Origin of the sequence: Christiangramia aquimixticola (assembly GCF_048285835.1) — a bacterium.
GTDB lineage: Bacteria > Bacteroidota > Bacteroidia > Flavobacteriales > Flavobacteriaceae > Christiangramia > Christiangramia aquimixticola.
Genome location: NZ_JBLVTL010000005.1, coordinates 92,400 through 109,370 on the forward strand (window position 1 = coordinate 92,400; position 16,971 = coordinate 109,370).

Here is a 16,971-nt window from a genome sequence, read left to right on the forward strand (position 1 = left end):
ATGACCGAGGCCGCTATAGAAAAAGAGAATAAACAAATTGCCAGGCAGTATAAAGAACTCCTGCGTATAAGCTATCAAACCTTAACCGATGATGATAAAAAACTCATTCGGAAGGCTTTTGATACGGCTGTTGATGCCCATAAAGATCAGCGAAGAAAATCGGGAGAAGCATATATCTTCCACCCTATTTCTGTAGCCAAGATCGTTGCTTCTGAAATTGGTCTGGATGCCACCTCCATCGCAGCAGCACTATTGCATGATGTGGTTGAAGACACTACTTATACGCTTGATAATTTAAGGGATGAATTTGGAGATACTGTAGCCAGGATTGTTGATGGACTTACCAAAATTTCCAATTTAAGGAAAGATAAAGATGTTTCCCTGCAGGCAGAGAACTTCAGGAAAATGTTGCTTACCCTTAATGATGATGTAAGGGTTATAATTATCAAGATCGCAGACAGGTTGCATAATATGCAAACCATGGATGCCATGCGACCGGACAAACAGATCAAGATCGCTTCAGAAACCCTCTACATCTATGCTCCATTAGCACATCGTATTGGGCTATATAATATTAAAACTGAACTCGAGGATCTTGGCCTGAAGTATACTGAACCTGAAACTTATACAGAAATCCTTACCAAGATCAGGGAAAGCAAAGAAGATCAGGACGCTTATATCAAGGAGTTTAGTAAGGTAATTACTGATTCTCTGGATAAGGAAGATCTGGATTATAGCATAAAAGGTCGGCCTAAGTCCATTTATTCTATAAACCGAAAGATCAAAGCTCAGAATATTAGTTTTGATGAGATCTATGATAAGTTTGCCATCAGGATAATTTACCGCAGTGAACCATCACAGGAAAAGTTTCTCGCCTGGAAAATCTATTCTATCGTAACCGATCATTTTAGACCAAACCCAACCAGGCTTAGAGACTGGATCTCTTCACCTAAATCTACAGGCTACGAAGCCCTGCATATTACGGTTATGGGGCCAAAAGGCCGATGGGTGGAAGTACAGATACGTAGTGAACGTATGAATGAGATCGCAGAAAAAGGTTATGCGGCTCATTATAAATACAAACAGGGAGACGATAACAAGGAAGAACGCGGTTTTGAAGAATGGGTCACCAGACTTCAGGAAGCCCTGGAAAGCCCTGAGATCAATGCGGTGGATTTTGTGGAGCAATTCAAACTGAATCTATATTCAAAAGAAATCTTTGTATTTACTCCTCAGGGAGATTTAAAATCTTTACCAAAAGGTTCCACTCCTCTGGATTTCGCCTTTAGTATACATACTGAAATTGGGATACACACCAGAGGCGCAAGGGTAAATAATAAACTGGTTCCTTTAAGCCATGAGCTTAAAAGTGGTGACCAGGTGGAGATCATTACTTCAGAAAATGCCAAGCCTAATATCAACTGGCTGGATTATGCCAATACAGCCAGAGCAAGAGCCAAGATAAAATCTTCATTAAAGGACGAAAAGAAAGAGATCGCCGAAGAAGGAAAAGCAGTACTGGCCCGAAAACTGAAAGCTCAAAAAATACAATTCAATGAAAAATCCATTAATGAACTGGTGGTATTTTTCAATTTAAAAACTAGTCTGGATCTGTTTTACCGGGTTGGGATTGGCAAAATAGACAACCAGATGTTGAAGGAATTTGCTTCTTCCCGAAGTAATTCACTGGTTAGCTATTTCAAGAGCAAAATGAAACGCTCGCCGGTTTCTGTAGACCTCAACAAAGAAGAGATCACTGCCAAGTATGATCAGCTGGTTTTTGGTAAAGAAGAAGAAAAGCTGGAATATAAATTATCGAATTGTTGTAACCCAATTCCGGGAGATACGGTCTTTGGATTCATTTCTGTAAACGACGGGATCAAGGTTCATAAAAAGGACTGTCCCAATGCGCTGCAATTACAAAGCAATTATGCATACAGGATCATTCAGGCGAAATGGATCGACAGCTCACAGCAGGACTTTAAGGCAGTAATTAAACTTCAGGGAATAGACAACCTGGGACTGGTTAGTGAGATCACCAAAGAAATTTCCAGCAACCTGCATGTTAACATGAAAAACCTGAATTTTGATAGTTCAGACGGGGTGTTTAGCGGGAGAATTACCCTGGTTGTCAAGAACAACAATATCCTGAATACCATCATTCAAAGGCTGAAAAAAATTAATGGTATAGACAAGGTTAGCCGTGAATAAACTTTTACCTTTGCAGAGCAATTATGAGCAAGAAAGTTGTAAATAAAAACGATCAGGCGATCGTTAAAAATGTTTTCACCAAGTATCTGGAGGAGAAAGGACACCGTAAAACGCCGGAACGCTTTGCTATTCTTCAGGAGATCTACAACTCTGATGATCACTTTGATATCGAGTCTCTTTATATAAAAATGAAGAACAAAAAATATCGGGTTAGCAGAGCTACTCTATACAATACCATAGAACTTTTACTGGAATGTGGGCTGGTTAGAAAACATCAGTTTGGGCAAAATCAGGCTCAGTATGAGAAATCATATTTTGATCGCCAGCACGATCATATAATTCTTACAGATACCGGTGAGGTAATAGAGTTTTGCGATCCAAGGATACAAAGTATCAAACAAACTATCGAAGAAGTTTTCGATATAGAGATCAAAAAACATTCATTATACTTCTACGGAAATAAAAAATCAACCAATTAAGTTTTAAAATTCATGGCAGTAGATTTACTACTAGGTCTTCAGTGGGGTGACGAAGGAAAAGGAAAAATAGTTGATGTATTAACATCAAAGTACGATATCATTGCCCGTTTTCAGGGTGGTCCAAATGCCGGACACACTTTGGAATTCGACGGACAAAAGCATGTTTTACACACAATCCCATCCGGAATTTTTCATGACGACAGCATCAACCTTGTAGGGAACGGAGTGGTAATAGATCCGGTGATCTTTAAGCGTGAACTGGATAATCTTGCCAAGCACAATATCGACTATAAATCAAAGCTTTTAATTTCAAGAAAAGCTCATTTGATACTTCCTACTCATCGTTTACTGGATGCAGCCTCTGAAGCTTCAAAAGGTAAAGCCAAAATTGGGTCTACTTTAAAAGGAATTGGTCCAACTTATATGGACAAAACCGGAAGAAACGGTTTGCGCGTTGGAGATCTGGAAATGGGAGACTGGGAAGACAGATACCGTTCTCTTGCAGATAAGCATGAGAAAATGATCGCTTTCTATGATGTGGATATACAGTACGATCTTGAAGAACTTGAGAAAGAATTCAGAATTGCCGTTGAGACTTTAAAAGAACTAACTTTTATTGACAGTGAAGAATATCTTCACCAGGCAATGAAAAACAATAAAACCATACTTGCTGAAGGGGCTCAGGGATCTCTTCTGGATATTGATTTTGGAACTTATCCATTTGTAACTTCATCAAATACTACTGCTGCCGGAGCCTGTACAGGTTTAGGAATTGCACCGAGAACCATTGGTGAAGCCTATGGGATCTTTAAAGCTTATACCACCAGAGTTGGAAGTGGACCTTTCCCTACCGAGCTTTTTGATGAAACAGGTGAAAAAATGGGGCGTATTGGAAATGAGTTTGGCGCAACCACCGGAAGAAAAAGAAGATGTGGCTGGCTTGACCTTGTTGCTTTAAAGTACGCTGTTCAGGTAAATGGTATCACTCAGCTAATCATGATGAAGGGTGATGTTTTAAGCGGATTTGAAACCTTAAAGGTTTGTACCGCTTATAAATACAAAGGAGAAGAAATTCAGCATTTACCGTATAACATCGAACCTGAAAATATTGAACCTGTTTATACTGAATTCAAAGGCTGGAAAGAGGATCTTACTCAAATGAATGATGCTGCCTCTCTACCAAAAGAATTTAATGAGTATGTTGAGTTCCTGGAAAAAGAACTTGAAGTGCCAATTACGATAGTATCGGTTGGTCCGGATAGGAAGCAAACTATAAAAAGATAAAAAAAAGGCTGTCGTAACTGACAGCCTTTTTTTTTAGCTATTAATTTTCATTAATCGTCAGAAACAATAAATAAGCCTGCGATCGCAGTTGCCGTTTCTGCAGTAATTGGCTCATCAAAAGCCTGAGAAACTGCTTCTGAAACATCACCAATAATAGGATCGGCGAAATTAAGACTGGTCACGTCTACACCGCCCTGCATTACATTTTCTTCTCCGTCATAAACAGCCTGTGTAGCTTCCGGCATCCCGGCTCCACGGTTATTAAGGGTGATCCAACCTTCTAAACCACGTATTCTTCTAATTTCAGAAGCATGGCGCGCCTCTACCGAGTGAATTTGTAAAGCCGGCTCTAAAAATGGGGTGTTCATAAGATTCCCAGCCTGACCTTTATAAGCTCTTACTCCAGTATCTTCAAAAGCCTGAGCCAAAGCCAGAAGTTGCGCATATGCTGTATCCTGCCCTATTCCATTCTCGTTAAAAGGATCAAATGCCCCATTAGCAGTAAAATCGAAAGTTGGCTTACTAACCGGAGTAGCTCCGGCGCCTTCCAAACCTGCCTTCAGGAAATCCACGTGAGCGGTTTCATGTTTGGAGATTTGCATATAAACCTTTTCTGCACGGCTTCCTCCTGGTATAACCCCGGAATCCAATGCTTTAATATAAAACTCTGCTTCCAGATATTCCAACGTCAACGCAAGCTGCAAAGCGCTTACTGCAGAATTATCCTGGAAAAATGCTGCGGTTGCGGCTCTTGCCTTTCCACTGGTAGCAAGTCCAAATGGTACGGCTGCTGCAGCTGCTTTTTTTCCAAACGAAGATAAAGTTGAAAACATCTCTCTTCTTGAAGTGGCTTTATTTGTTAGCTTCTCGGATGTAAAATCATCCAGCAATTTTATTATACTCATAATGTTGTTTTTAAGTTGTTAGTTGATTAAGATCCTGTTCTTGGATCCGGGAAATTATTAGCAGTAAAATCTGTTACAATAAATCCGCCTGCAATGTCAAATACTTCAGAAGGATCGTAAGCCAGATCCAATCCGTTCTCATCTATTACATCATCCCCAGCAAAATCTGAAGAATCAGGATTTAGCAGTGATCTTATGGCAGATGCATGTCTCGCTTCAACCGAAACGATCTTCCCGGCCAAAAGCAGATAAGTAGCATCGGCAATTCTGTCTCCGGCACCATTATAGGCTCCAACTCCTGTATCTTCTAATACCTTAGCTGTTTGCAATACAGATTCCCTGCTGTCAAAATCTACTGAGGAAACATCAAATTCCAGTTCCGGCAAGGTATTTTCCTCTCCTACTGCTCCGGTTATTGCTGCTTTGAAAAAATCTCTGTGAATTACTTCATGATTATATAGATCGTCGAATAAGGCTTGTTCTTCGGCCGGCGCACTACTGTAATAGCCACCTGCTCTCACCTGAGTATAAAATGCTGCTTCAAGCTGCTCTAAGGCATAAGCATAATTTAAGATTGCCACATCACCTTCTCCAAGGTCAAAAGCCTCTTCAGTTGGAGTAGGTGTTGGATTTGGTCGCGGATTTCCAATGTCCCCTCCCGGATTAAATAGATCATCTTCACTACATCCATATAATAAAAAGCTGGAACCGGCTATTCCAAGACCTCCTAATTTTATGAACTTCCTTCTCGAATTCGTTTTCGAATTTTTAGGTGATGCTTCAACCACATCAACCTTTACCATGGGTTTTTTCATAATTAAAATTTTAGTTTCATAGAAACTTACGAAGGGAAATGCAGTATGGTTTGCGTACAATAGTTAAGTTTGTCTTAAAATGAAATTAATTTGGAAAGGTTTATGATTACTTAATTTTTTTTAATTTTTAATTATGTTAATTACCTATTCTACTGACCGTAGAAAACAATATGTTAGCTAGTTTAGCTTCTTAAATTCACGTTACTCTTAAATAGAAATCCAGATTGAAAAAATCACTTTTAACCATACAATTTCTCCTTTTTATTTTACCTCTTGCGATTTTTTCTCAGAGCAAGCAGGAGATAAGTTATGATTCAGACCGGACGCTTAAAAATGAGGAGCGCTATCCAGGTGCCCTTATTTTAAGCAAAGTAGAGAACCAGGTATATTTTAACCACGATGGGATTGAGGTCTGGTGTGATAATGCCGTTTTTTATAAAGCATCTAATTTCTTTAAAGCTTATGGAAATATTAGAATGCAGCAGGGAGACAGCGTTAGCATGACCAGTAATTATGCAGAATATAATGGGGATACCGAATTTGCTTTTGCCAGCGGAAGAGTTAAAATGCAACGACCTCAAACCACTCTGGAAACAGACAGTTTATTCTTTGATCGTATCAAGCAACAGGCCTATTACCGCAGCGGCGGAACGGTTAGAGATACTGCCAGTGTTTTAAAAAGCAAAATTGGAAGATATTATATGGAGGATAACAAATACAGTTTTGTTTCAGATGTGGTCGTAACCAATCCTGAATATGTGATCCATTCAGAACAACTGGATTTTTATTCAGATAATGGGCATGCATATTTGTATGGACCTTCTACCATAGAAAGTGAGACCAGCACGGTGTATTGCGAAAGAGGTTTTTATGATACCAGAACAGATTTTGGATATTTCGTTAAGAATTCCAGGATAGATTATGACAACAGGATTTTAAAAGGGGACAGCTTATACTTTAACCGAAGCAACAGTTTTGCTTCTGCCACCAATAATATACAGGTAATTGATACCATAAATAAATCCAGGATCACGGGGCATTATGCTGAAGTATACCGGGAAAAAGATTCGGTATTTATTACCAAGAAAGCTCTTGCTGCCACTTTGCAGGAAAAAGATTCCTTATTTATTCACAGCGATACGATCATGGTTACAGGGAAACCGGATAAGCGAATACTTCGGGGTTATTATGATGTAAGATTGTTCAAGGAAGGCATGAGTGGCCGAAGTGATTCGATTTACTCCGATCAAAAATCCGGATTGACGAAATTGACCAACTTGAAAAGACTGGGTAATAAAAAACCTGTTTTATGGTCTGAGAACAATCAGATTACCGGAGACAGCATTCATCTTTTCAGTAATACCACCACCGAGAAACTGGATTCCCTGCTGGTATTTGAAGACGCATTCCTTATTCAAAAAGATAGTATTGAAGGTTTTAATCAGCTTAAAGGAAAGGTATTAACCGGGTATTTTGATGATAACAGTTTACACGAAGTCATCATCAATAAAAATACTGAAACGCTGAATTATATGCGGAATAGCGAAAACCAGCTTATAGGGATCAATAAAACTCTGGCCAGCTCTATAAAAGTCAGGTTTGAAGATAAATTGATTGAAGACATCTATTATTACAATACGGTCACTGGTCAACTGACACCTGAAAATGAATTTCCGCCCAACCTATTAAAATTGCAAGGTTTCAACTGGCGCGGAGAGGAGCGAATTTTAAGCAAGGATGGCCTGTTTGAAGACCAACCTGAACCGGAATTAACCAAAATTAAAGGTATTCCCCTACCGGACGAACCTGAAGAATTTTTTGAGGACCGGGAAAAAGATGATCTATTGCTTGACCGTAATTCAAGGTTACGCCCGGAGATTTTAAATAACCGGAAATCTGACACCTTAAAATTTAAAAACGAGAAGCTTAGGGATACTCTCAAACCCGAACCGAAAAAAAGTACGACTACCAAAAAGAAAAACGGATAGAAGTTTGAAGGAAGATTTTTATAAATATCAGGCGCAAACCACCCCTCACCCATTGGCGCTGGAGGTTTCTCATGCCCAGGGCTCGTATGTTATAACTACAGACGGGAAGGAACACCTTGACTTTGTGGCAGGTGTATCTGCCTGTACATTAGGACATTCCAGTCCCGTGATCGTGGAGGCGATACAAAAACAGGCTGAAAAATACCTGCATGTAATGGTCTATGGCGAATACGCTCAGGCGCCTGCTGTAGAACTTTGTGAACTTTTAGCCAGGAGTTTACCATCTCCTTTAAACAAGACTTACCTGGTAAACTCCGGGACAGAAGCTATCGAAGGAAGTTTGAAACTCGCCAGAAGAGCTACCGGACGTACTGAAATTATTGCCGCGAAAAATGCATATCATGGCAATACCATGGGTTCGCTGAGTTTAATGGATTATGAAGAACGGGTAAAACCTTTCCGTCCCCTTATAGGTGATGTTTCGTTTATTGAGTTTAATAATTTGGACGATCTTAAAAATATAACCGAAAGAACAGCATGCGTTATCCTGGAAACCATACAGGGCGGAGCAGGATTTATCGAACCTCAAAATGGGTACCTCACAAAGGTCAAAAAACGATGTGAAGAAGTTGGAGCTTTGTTGATCCTTGACGAGATACAACCGGGCTTCGGCCGAACCGGAAAATTATTCGGTTTTGAGAATTATGAAGTTGTTCCGGATATTGTTGTGATGGGTAAAGGCATGGCCGGTGGAGTTCCCATTGGGGCTTTTTCAGCTTCAGAAGAATTGATGGATAAGCTGATGGATAATCCTAAACTGGGACATATTACCACTTTTGGCGGTAATCCGTTAATTGCTGCTTCAGCTCTGGCAACTTTAAAAGAGCTTAATAATACACAGCTTATAGCCGATACTCTGAACAAAGAAAAATTATTCCGTGAGCAACTAAAACATCCTCTTATTAAAGAAATTAGAGGAAAAGGTTTAATGCTGGCTTTGATCATGGAGTCTGCCGAAATTGCAGATGAGTTAATTTTAAGAGCCAAAGATGAGCAGCTTATACTTTTCTGGTTACTCTATGAGAAGCGTGCGGTACGCATAACTCCTCCACTTACAGTAAGTAATGAAGAAATTTTGAAAGGTTGTGGCATTATTCTTGACATATTGCAGGAGTTAATAAAGCCCCAAAGAAATGTTAATTAATTTGTTAACAACAATATACTACATTTTACGGATGGCTTTTAATCATTTATAACTTTAAGAAAAGTAGAAATCCCTAAATCCCTCTCTTATGCAATTGAGCCATAACGAAGAAGATAATTTCTCACTCTCCCGTTTCGAATCTATGCTCAAGACAAATGACGTTTTGTTTTTTGATTCGAATGAGTTTGAAAATATAATTCACCATTACTTAGAGAATGGTAAGATCGCTCTTGCGAAAAAAGCGGTGAAGATGGGACTTGCTCAGCATCCTGCTTCGGTTAACCTACGTTTATTCAAAGTGGAGATCCTGGTTTTTGAAGATAAACTGGATCTTGCTGATGGAATTTTGAATGAACTTAAAGAATTAGAGTCTTCCAACGAAGAGATCTATATTCAAAAAGCTCAGATCTATTCAAAAAGAGACATGCATGCTGAAGCCATCAAAATGCTTCAGGCAGCTCTTGAGATCACCCTGGAAGATGCCGAGATTTTTTCCCTGATTGGAATGGAATACCTTTTCCTGGAAGATTTTGAGAATGCCAAGATCAGTTTTATGAAGTGCCTGGAGGCAGATGAAGAAGATTATTCTGCTCTTTACAATGTGATGTATTGCTTTGATTTCCTTGATCAGAAAAAAGAAGCCATTGAATATCTTAATGATTATCTTAATAAGCATCCATATTGCGAAGTTGCATGGCATCAGGTTGGAAAACAGTATTACGACCTAAAAGATTACAATAAAGCTTTAGCAGCTTTTGATTTTGCCATTATCAGTGACGATAGATTTGTAGGCGCTTACCTTGAAAAAGGTAAAGTTCTTGAGAAATTAAAGCGTTACAATGAGGCGATCGAAAATTATAATTTCACTCTGGAACTGGAAGATCCTACTTCTTTCGCCTATTTGCGAATTGGGAAATGTTTCGAGAAGCTTGGTTGTGATGATCTTGCTTTAAAGAATTATAAGCAAACGGTTCATGAAGATCCTTTACTGGACAAGGGCTGGATCGCCATAACAGATTTCTATATTAGTAAACAGAATTTCCAAAAGGCCTTATACTACATTAATAAAGCTATCAATATCGATGAAGAGAACGTGCTGTACTGGAAGCGTTATGCTAAGATCAACAGCAGGTTACATTATTTCGAAGAAGCTGAACATGGATATAAGAAAAGCCTGGAGCTTGGAAATTATGAACTGGAAACCTGGATCAGGAGATGTGATATCCTAATTGGACTTGGTGAATATGAAACTGCTATTTCCAGTATGATGCAGGCACTGGAATTCTATCCCGGAACTGCCGAAATTGAGTACCGCCTTGCGGGACTTTATTTTTCGATCAATGCGGGTGAGAAAGGTTATTTCCATTTGAATAATGGACTTAAACTAGACTCGGAATATTACATCATAATCGAAGAACTTTTCCCAAATATTTTTGACAGAAAAAGCGTCAGACAAATTATAAATTCCTTCGTAAAGCTCTCTTAGTAATTTTGCTAACTTTGGGCAAAATCTTAACCAAAGAAAATGCAGCGAAGTTTACAGGATTACTTTAAGATTACGCTTAAAGGTATGGCCATGGGTGCTGCCGATGTAGTACCAGGTGTATCAGGAGGAACCATAGCTTTTATTTCAGGAATTTACGAGGAACTTATCAATACCATTAGCGGTGTCAACCTTTCTTTGATTACCACTTGGAAAGAAGACGGCTTTAAGGCTATGTGGCGCGAGCTTAATGGTAACTTTATACTAGCCCTTTTCTTAGGTATCCTTATTAGCTTATTCAGCGTAATGCGACTGGCCAATTATTTACTGGAACATTATCCGGTTTTGATCTGGTCTTTCTTTTTTGGTTTGGTTGTCGCCAGTATCTGGTATGTTGGAAGACAGATCCCCAAATGGAATATAAAGATCGTTGTAGCGCTAATTCTTGGAGCAGCGACAGCCATGTATATAGTTAGTTTACCTCCTTTATCTGCCAACAATAGTTCTTTATTTTTATTTTTTGCCGGTGCCCTGGCCGTTTGCGCAATGATCCTGCCCGGTATATCAGGAGCTTTTATTCTGGTATTATTAGGCGCATACAAATCCATTACCGAAGCCGCACATGATTTTGATTTACAGACTCTTGCAATTGTAGGTGGAGGCGCGGTCTTTGGTCTACTTACTTTCTCCAAAGTTCTAAAATGGTTATTTGTTCATTACAGCAATATTACCCTAGCAGTTTTAACCGGATTTATAGCCGGTTCTTTAAACAAAATCTGGCCCTGGAAAGAAGTGCTGGAAACTGCAACTTATGGAGAGAAGGAAATTGTTTTACGTGAAGCATCTGTTCTTCCATGGAACTTTGACGGGAACCCACAAACGCTTTGGGCTGTACTGCTAATGATCGCAGGATTTCTGCTTATTTTTGGTCTTGAACTTATAGCCTCAAAAAATCCCGATCCTGCAGATGCAGCAAACTAGAACCTTCACAGATAAGATCTTACTTGTTCTAAAAGGTCTTGCCATGGGTGCTGCCAATAAAGTTCCGGGGGTCTCCGGAGGTGTGGTTGCATTTGTAGCAGGGTTTTATGAAGAGTTCATTTACTCATTGCAAAAAATTAATTTAAAGGCTTTTAAACTTTTAATTTCCGGAAGATTTAGAAGTCTGTACCAGTACACTAACGGGAAATTTCTCCTGCTTTTAATCCTTGGGATGCTAATAAGCTACTTTAGCGTTTCCAAGATCTTGGATTACCTCATTATTCATTACGAAATTTTTGTATGGTCTACCTTCTTTGGGATGATCATCGGGTCAATTTACTATATAAGCAAAGATTTTGATGAGTGGGACCGCAACTCGCTTATAGCAGCTTTTTTGGGTATTATCGCCGGGATTGCTATTAGTTTTCTGGAACCTGCCCGGGAAAACGACAATTTATGGTTTGTGTTTATTTGCGGGATCATTAGTGTATCAGGAATGACCCTTCCGGGGCTTTCTGGAAGCTTTATTTTGATTTTACTGGGCAACTATGTTTTACTTCTTGTAGACTCCGTTAACGCTCTGTATGATACCGTAGCCGATATTTTAGTATGGGACTTCAGTTTTATTCATAACGAAGCCCGGATTCGCCTTTTAAAGGTACTTACTGTATTCGCATTGGGCTCGCTTACCGGTCTGGTTTCCCTTTCTCATCTTTTAGGATATGTTTTAAAGAAAAGGAAGAAAGAGACTTTTGCCGTGATCATTGGTTTTATAACCGGTTCGCTGGGCGTGGTCTGGCCATGGAAAGAAAAGATCTTTAAATTAGGAAAATCGGGTCAAATCCTTATAGATCGGAACGGCAATAAGATCATAGATAATTATGACCGCTACTGGCCGGAAATAAATCAAACTGAAACATGGCTCGCCTTTTTCTTTATAGCCATTGGAATCTTCATTGTACTGGGACTTACCTGGTACGAGAATAGAAATAAAACGAAATGAGAACTTTTGGCCTTATTGGTAAAAATATTGACTATTCTTTTTCGCGAAAATACTTTGCAGACAAGTTTCAAACGGAGAAGATAGAAGCCGAATACCTTAATTTTGATATTCCTGAAATTGAAGAATTTCCCAAGGTCTTACAACAAAACAATATCTCCGGCCTTAATGTTACCATTCCTTACAAAGAAAAGATCCTCCCTTATTTAGACAGATTGGATCCTGATGCTGAAAAAATAGGTGCCGTTAATACAATCCGATTTGAAAAAAACGGAAGCCTTACGGGCTATAATACCGACTTTTGGGGCTTCCAAAAGTCGCTTGAAAACCACTTGGAAAATTTCCAAATTTCCGCCTTGATATTAGGGACTGGAGGCGCCTCAAAAGCGGTTACTTTTGCTCTTGACAAAATGGCAGTTAATTGGACTTATGTTTCAAGAAACCCTCAAGAAAAACAATATTCTTATAGTGAACTAACGAGTGAAATAATCAATAGTAACAAGCTGATTATCAACACAACACCTTTAGGAACTTTTCCAAAAACAACCCTCTTCCCTTCCATCCCCGCAGAATACCTTTCTAAGCAACATTTGGTCTTTGATCTTATCTATAATCCGGCTGAAACCCGCCTGATGAAACTTGCTTCCCGGCAGGGTGCAAAATGCGTAAATGGTTTGGAAATGTTGCAGCTTCAGGCAGAAAAAGCCTGGGCCATCTGGAACGAATAATCTTCCGGTTCCCCGTCACAAATAAATCCTTTCCCTTGTTCAATTTTAGTGGAGTTGTTATCTTTCAGCATAATTAGATTTTGAAGAACCTTAACATTGAAAAATATGTCACAAAAAGAAAATGAGAATAAGAAAAAAGAACTTCCCACAGATGCAGCCAGAAATTCTGAAGCTGAAACCATGGGGGAAAATTCTTTGAATGAAAGCAGCGAATCAAGAGAAGAGGTTCAAAAAAATAACACATCTTCAAAGGAGGATTCAACTACAGATCATGAAGAGGCAATGCTTAACGAATCTGCTTCAGGAATGGCTACTTCAGCTCAAAAGGAAAAAGAAAAAGCAAATCCAGATGAAGATCCTTATACAGCAATGGAAGGTGACGATGATCCTGCAGTAAATACTTCAGAAGAACAAAAACCTAAAGAAGAATCAAAAGGAAATATCCCTTCAGAAAGGAAATTATCAGATTCCACAGATAATGAGGATGCCATGATCTCTGAAGCTGAAAGCAAGGCTGCAAAGGCCGAAGGGAAAAGGGATGAAGATCTGGATAGTGATATTGGCGAGGCCGTGATGGAAGAGAATAAAAAGTCATCGGGCAACCATCAGGAAGACATGGATAATACGGTAGCTGAGGAAAGTGAAGATGAAAGTGCAGGGGAACGACATGATATAGAGAAGAAAGATTACCATTCCATGAGCAAGGAAGCCCTTGCCGACGAACTGGAAAGACTGATAAAAAACGAAAAAGTACAGGCGATCAAAGAACATGTAGCCGAGATAAAGGCCGAGTTCAATGCCAAGTTTGACGAAGAAATGGAGGAAAAAAAGGAGGAGTTTCTTGCTGAAGGCGGAAACATCATCGACTTCCACTATTCCACACCTCTTAAAAAGCGCTTTAGCTCGCTTTATTTCGATTATAAAGAAAAACGCAACAACTACTACCAGAGATTAAAAAAGGATCTCAACGAGAACCTACAAAAGCGACTGGATCTAATTGAGGAATTAAAAGGTTTGTTAGATGTGGAAGAAAACATCAACACCACCTACAATCATTTCAAGGAGATCCAGGAGAAATGGAGAACTGCAGGTCCAATTCCACGTGACCGTTACAACAACGTCTGGAATACCTATCACCACCATGTGGAAAATTTCTATGATTTTCTTCATTTAAACCGGGAGTTCCGCGACATGGACTTTAAACATAATCTTGAGCAAAAGCTTAAGGTTATAGACCGTGCACAGGAATTAGTCCAGGAAAAGGATGTGAACCGTGCCTTCAGGGAATTGCAGATGTTACACAAAATGTGGAAAGAGGAGCTGGGACCTGTTGCCAAGGAATACCGCGATGATATCTGGGAAAGATTTAGCCAGGCCACCAAAAGCATACACGATAAACGCCAGAGTTATTTTTCTCAATTGGACGAAGAGTATGAAAAAAACTGGGAGAAGAAGCGTGATATCATTATAAAAATCAAGGAGATCGCCGATGAGAACTTTGAAAGCCACAATGTTTGGCAGAAGAAGATAAAAGAGATCGAGGCGCTTCGCGAAGAATTCTTTAATTCAGGAAAAGTACCACGCCATAAAAATCAGGAAACCTGGAACGAATTCAAGGAACACGTTCGTAGATTCAATAGAAAAAAGAATGCTTTTTACAAAGATCTTAAGAAGCAGCAGTACGACAATCTTGAAAAGAAAAAGGAGCTTATCAAGATCGCTGAAGATAATATGAACAGCGATGATTTTAAGACCGTTACTCCTTTGATGAAGAAAATTCAGGCCGATTGGAAGAAAGTGGGTCACGTCCCAAGGAAGGATAGTGACAAGGTTTGGAAACAGTTTAAAAAAGCCTGTAACACTTATTTTGACAGACTGCATGCTCAGCAGAACGAGGATAATAAAGAAGAAATTCAAGCCTATGAGCAGAAAAAAGAGATCCTGGACAAAGTAAAAGCCATGGAGCTTAGTGGCAAGAAAAAAGATGACCTTGCTGCGATCAAGGAACAGATCAATGCCTGGAAAGAGATTGGAAAAGTTCCTTTTAACAAACGATTTATAGAAGGGAAATTCAACAAAGCTCTGGATCAATTGTTCAAAAAGATGGACATTGACAACACCAAGGCAGAGATGATGAAATATGAAAATAAGGTTCAGGCGTTAGATAATGCAGATGATGACAGAAAAATTAGAAATGAACATTATTTCCTTACCAAGAAGATCGAAGAGACCAAAGGTGAAATAAGACAGTTAGAAAACAATCTACAATTCTTTAGCAATGTAGATGATGATAATCCATTGGTAAAAGAGGTTCATAAGAACATTGCCAACCACAAGGCCGATCTGGAAGTATGGAAAGAGAAACTTGAAAAGATCAAATCCTTGTACTAATCTTTAAAATTCATGCCTTGCAGCTTATGCAATTGCACTACTCAGGAATTCGATCTTATCGAGGACAGGAGTTATTTGCAGTGTTCAGGTTGCAAGGCAATTTTACTTTCCCCTTCAAACTTCTTAAGCCCACAGGCAGAGAAATTCAGATACAGTCTGCATAACAATGACATCTCCGATCCCGGTTATCGTGAATTCGTTGCCCCTATTGTCATGCAAGTTTTAAAAGATCAGAAAACTTCCGCCAGCGGATTGGATTTTGGTTGTGGTACCGGTCCGGTGATTTCGGCAATTTTAGAAGAATTGGGATATAAAATGCATTTATATGATCCCTATTTTCGGCCAGATGCCAAAGCATTGCAACGCAAATACGATTTTATAGTCTGTTGTGAAGTGATGGAGCATTTTCAGCAACCGCTTAAAGAATTCAGGCTGCTAACAGATCTTCTAACTGAAGGCGGAAAATTATACTGTAAGACAGAACTTTGGAAAACGGGACTGGATTTCAAGTCATGGCATTATAAAAACGATGCCACGCATGTATTTTTTTATACAGAGGACAGTTTAAACTGGATCAAAACCCATTTTAATCTATCTGACCTTAAGGTTTATAAAAAATTCCTGGTTTTTACCCGTTAGTGGGATCTTTTAGCTTCATTCCAGAAAACATCCATTTCTTCAAGACTCATATCCTTTAAGGCCTTTTTATTTTCGGCTGCCTTCTTTTCAAGGTATTGAAAACGGGAAACAAACTTCTTATTGGTTCGTTCCAAGGCGTTTTCCGGGTTTACACCAAGAAATCTGGCATAGTTCACCATAGAAAACAGAACATCGCCAAATTCGGCTTCTATTTTATCCTGGTCCACCACATTGATTTCATGTTGCAACTCTTCCAGCTCTTCTTTTAGTTTTTCAAACACCTGCTCCGGTTCTTCCCAGTCAAAACCAACCCCGGCTACCTTGTCCTGTATGCGATTGGCCTTTACAATGGCAGGTAAAGATCTTGGGACTCCTTCGAGAACACTTTTCTTCCCTTCCTTTAATTTGAGGTTCTCCCAGTTACGCTTTACCTCTTCTTCATCTGCCACCTCAACATCTCCATAAATATGGGGGTGACGATCTATTAGCTTATCACATATACTGTTTGCCACATCTGCAATGTCAAAATCTCCGGTTTCACTGCCAATCTTTGAGTAAAACACAAGATGTAACAACACGTCCCCTATCTCCTTTTTGATCTCATCCATATCTTTATCAAGAATGGCATCTCCCAGCTCATAGGTTTCTTCGATCGTTAAATGCCGCAAAGACTCCATGGTTTGCTTACGATCCCAGGGGCATTTCTCCCTTAGTTCGTCCATTATGGTTAACAATCTATCAAAAGCCTTTAATTGATCCTGACGTGAATTCATGAAACATTGATTTTTGGTAAAAATAAGACTTCGAACATGGAATTTCTGAATATAGAGCAAAAAAAACGCCTTCAAGAGAAGGCGTATTAT

Annotated in this window: 14 protein-coding genes; 11 read left to right on the top strand and 3 right to left on the bottom strand. The window is 39.3% G+C overall.

From position 1 onward, the window contains the following. The 3 genes from ACNKXV_RS11335 to ACNKXV_RS11345 form a co-directional block, all read left to right on the top strand. The coding region (locus tag ACNKXV_RS11335) for a RelA/SpoT family protein (protein ID WP_417907848.1) at positions 1-2,211 on the top strand (2,211 nt) is incomplete at its 5' end. A gap of 23 nt (positions 2,212-2,234) precedes the next feature. After that, on the top strand, positions 2,235-2,690 hold the full coding sequence (locus ACNKXV_RS11340; protein WP_417907849.1) for a Fur family transcriptional regulator: 456 nt from the start codon (positions 2,235-2,237) through the stop codon (positions 2,688-2,690). 12 nt (positions 2,691-2,702) lie between these two features. Next, complete coding sequence (locus tag ACNKXV_RS11345) at positions 2,703-3,974, top strand: adenylosuccinate synthase (protein WP_417907850.1); 1,272 nt, start codon at positions 2,703-2,705, stop codon at positions 3,972-3,974. 50 nt (positions 3,975-4,024) lie between these two features. Here the strand turns inward: ACNKXV_RS11345 and ACNKXV_RS11350 are convergent, their stop codons facing one another. Continuing rightward, positions 4,025-4,879, bottom strand: a complete 855-nt coding sequence (locus ACNKXV_RS11350; protein WP_417907851.1) for a ferritin-like domain-containing protein — start codon at positions 4,877-4,879, stop codon at positions 4,025-4,027. Positions 4,880-4,905: 26 nt separating this feature from the next. Further along, positions 4,906-5,694: a ferritin-like domain-containing protein gene (locus ACNKXV_RS11355; RefSeq protein WP_417907852.1), complete on the bottom strand. Its 789-nt coding sequence runs from the start codon at positions 5,692-5,694 to the stop codon at positions 4,906-4,908. A gap of 224 nt (positions 5,695-5,918) precedes the next feature. On the opposite strand from ACNKXV_RS11355, the gene ACNKXV_RS11360 reads away from it, so the two are divergent. The 8 genes from ACNKXV_RS11360 (at position 5,919) to ACNKXV_RS11395 (ending at position 16,108) form a co-directional block, all read left to right on the top strand. Next, on the top strand, positions 5,919-7,682 hold the full coding sequence (locus tag ACNKXV_RS11360; protein ID WP_417907853.1) for an OstA-like protein: 1,764 nt from the start codon (positions 5,919-5,921) through the stop codon (positions 7,680-7,682). A gap of 4 nt (positions 7,683-7,686) precedes the next feature. Beyond that, a complete protein-coding gene (locus ACNKXV_RS11365; RefSeq protein ID WP_417907854.1) occupies positions 7,687-8,886 on the top strand; it encodes an aspartate aminotransferase family protein in 1,200 nt (399 codons plus the stop codon). 88 nt (positions 8,887-8,974) lie between these two features. Further along, positions 8,975-10,372 carry a tetratricopeptide repeat protein gene (locus tag ACNKXV_RS11370; protein WP_417907855.1) on the top strand — a complete coding sequence of 466 codons (1,398 nt, stop codon included), beginning with the start codon at positions 8,975-8,977 and terminating at the stop codon, positions 10,370-10,372. Between the two features lie 39 nt (positions 10,373-10,411). After that, positions 10,412-11,350, top strand: a complete 939-nt coding sequence (locus ACNKXV_RS11375; protein WP_417907856.1) for a DUF368 domain-containing protein — start codon at positions 10,412-10,414, stop codon at positions 11,348-11,350. Then, positions 11,337-12,353 carry a DUF368 domain-containing protein gene (locus ACNKXV_RS11380; RefSeq protein WP_417907857.1) on the top strand — a complete coding sequence of 339 codons (1,017 nt, stop codon included), beginning with the start codon at positions 11,337-11,339 and terminating at the stop codon, positions 12,351-12,353. Before ACNKXV_RS11375 ends, ACNKXV_RS11380 begins: the two co-directional genes overlap by 14 nt. Then, positions 12,350-13,078, top strand: a complete 729-nt coding sequence (locus ACNKXV_RS11385; protein WP_417907858.1) for a shikimate dehydrogenase family protein — start codon at positions 12,350-12,352, stop codon at positions 13,076-13,078. The genes ACNKXV_RS11380 and ACNKXV_RS11385 overlap by 4 nt, the downstream gene beginning before the upstream one ends. 105 nt (positions 13,079-13,183) lie before the next feature. Then, positions 13,184-15,469, top strand: coding sequence for a DUF349 domain-containing protein (locus tag ACNKXV_RS11390; RefSeq protein ID WP_417907859.1), 2,286 nt, complete (start codon positions 13,184-13,186; stop codon positions 15,467-15,469). A 12-nt stretch (positions 15,470-15,481) separates the two neighbouring features. Next, positions 15,482-16,108 (top strand): class I SAM-dependent methyltransferase, encoded by a 627-nt coding sequence (locus tag ACNKXV_RS11395; RefSeq protein WP_417907860.1) that lies wholly within the window; start codon positions 15,482-15,484, stop codon positions 16,106-16,108. Here the strand turns inward: ACNKXV_RS11395 and mazG are convergent. Further along, positions 16,105-16,881, bottom strand: coding sequence for a nucleoside triphosphate pyrophosphohydrolase (gene mazG, locus ACNKXV_RS11400; RefSeq protein ID WP_417907861.1), 777 nt, complete (start codon positions 16,879-16,881; stop codon positions 16,105-16,107). The genes ACNKXV_RS11395 and mazG overlap by 4 nt on opposite strands. Positions 16,882-16,971 lie beyond the last annotated feature (90 nt).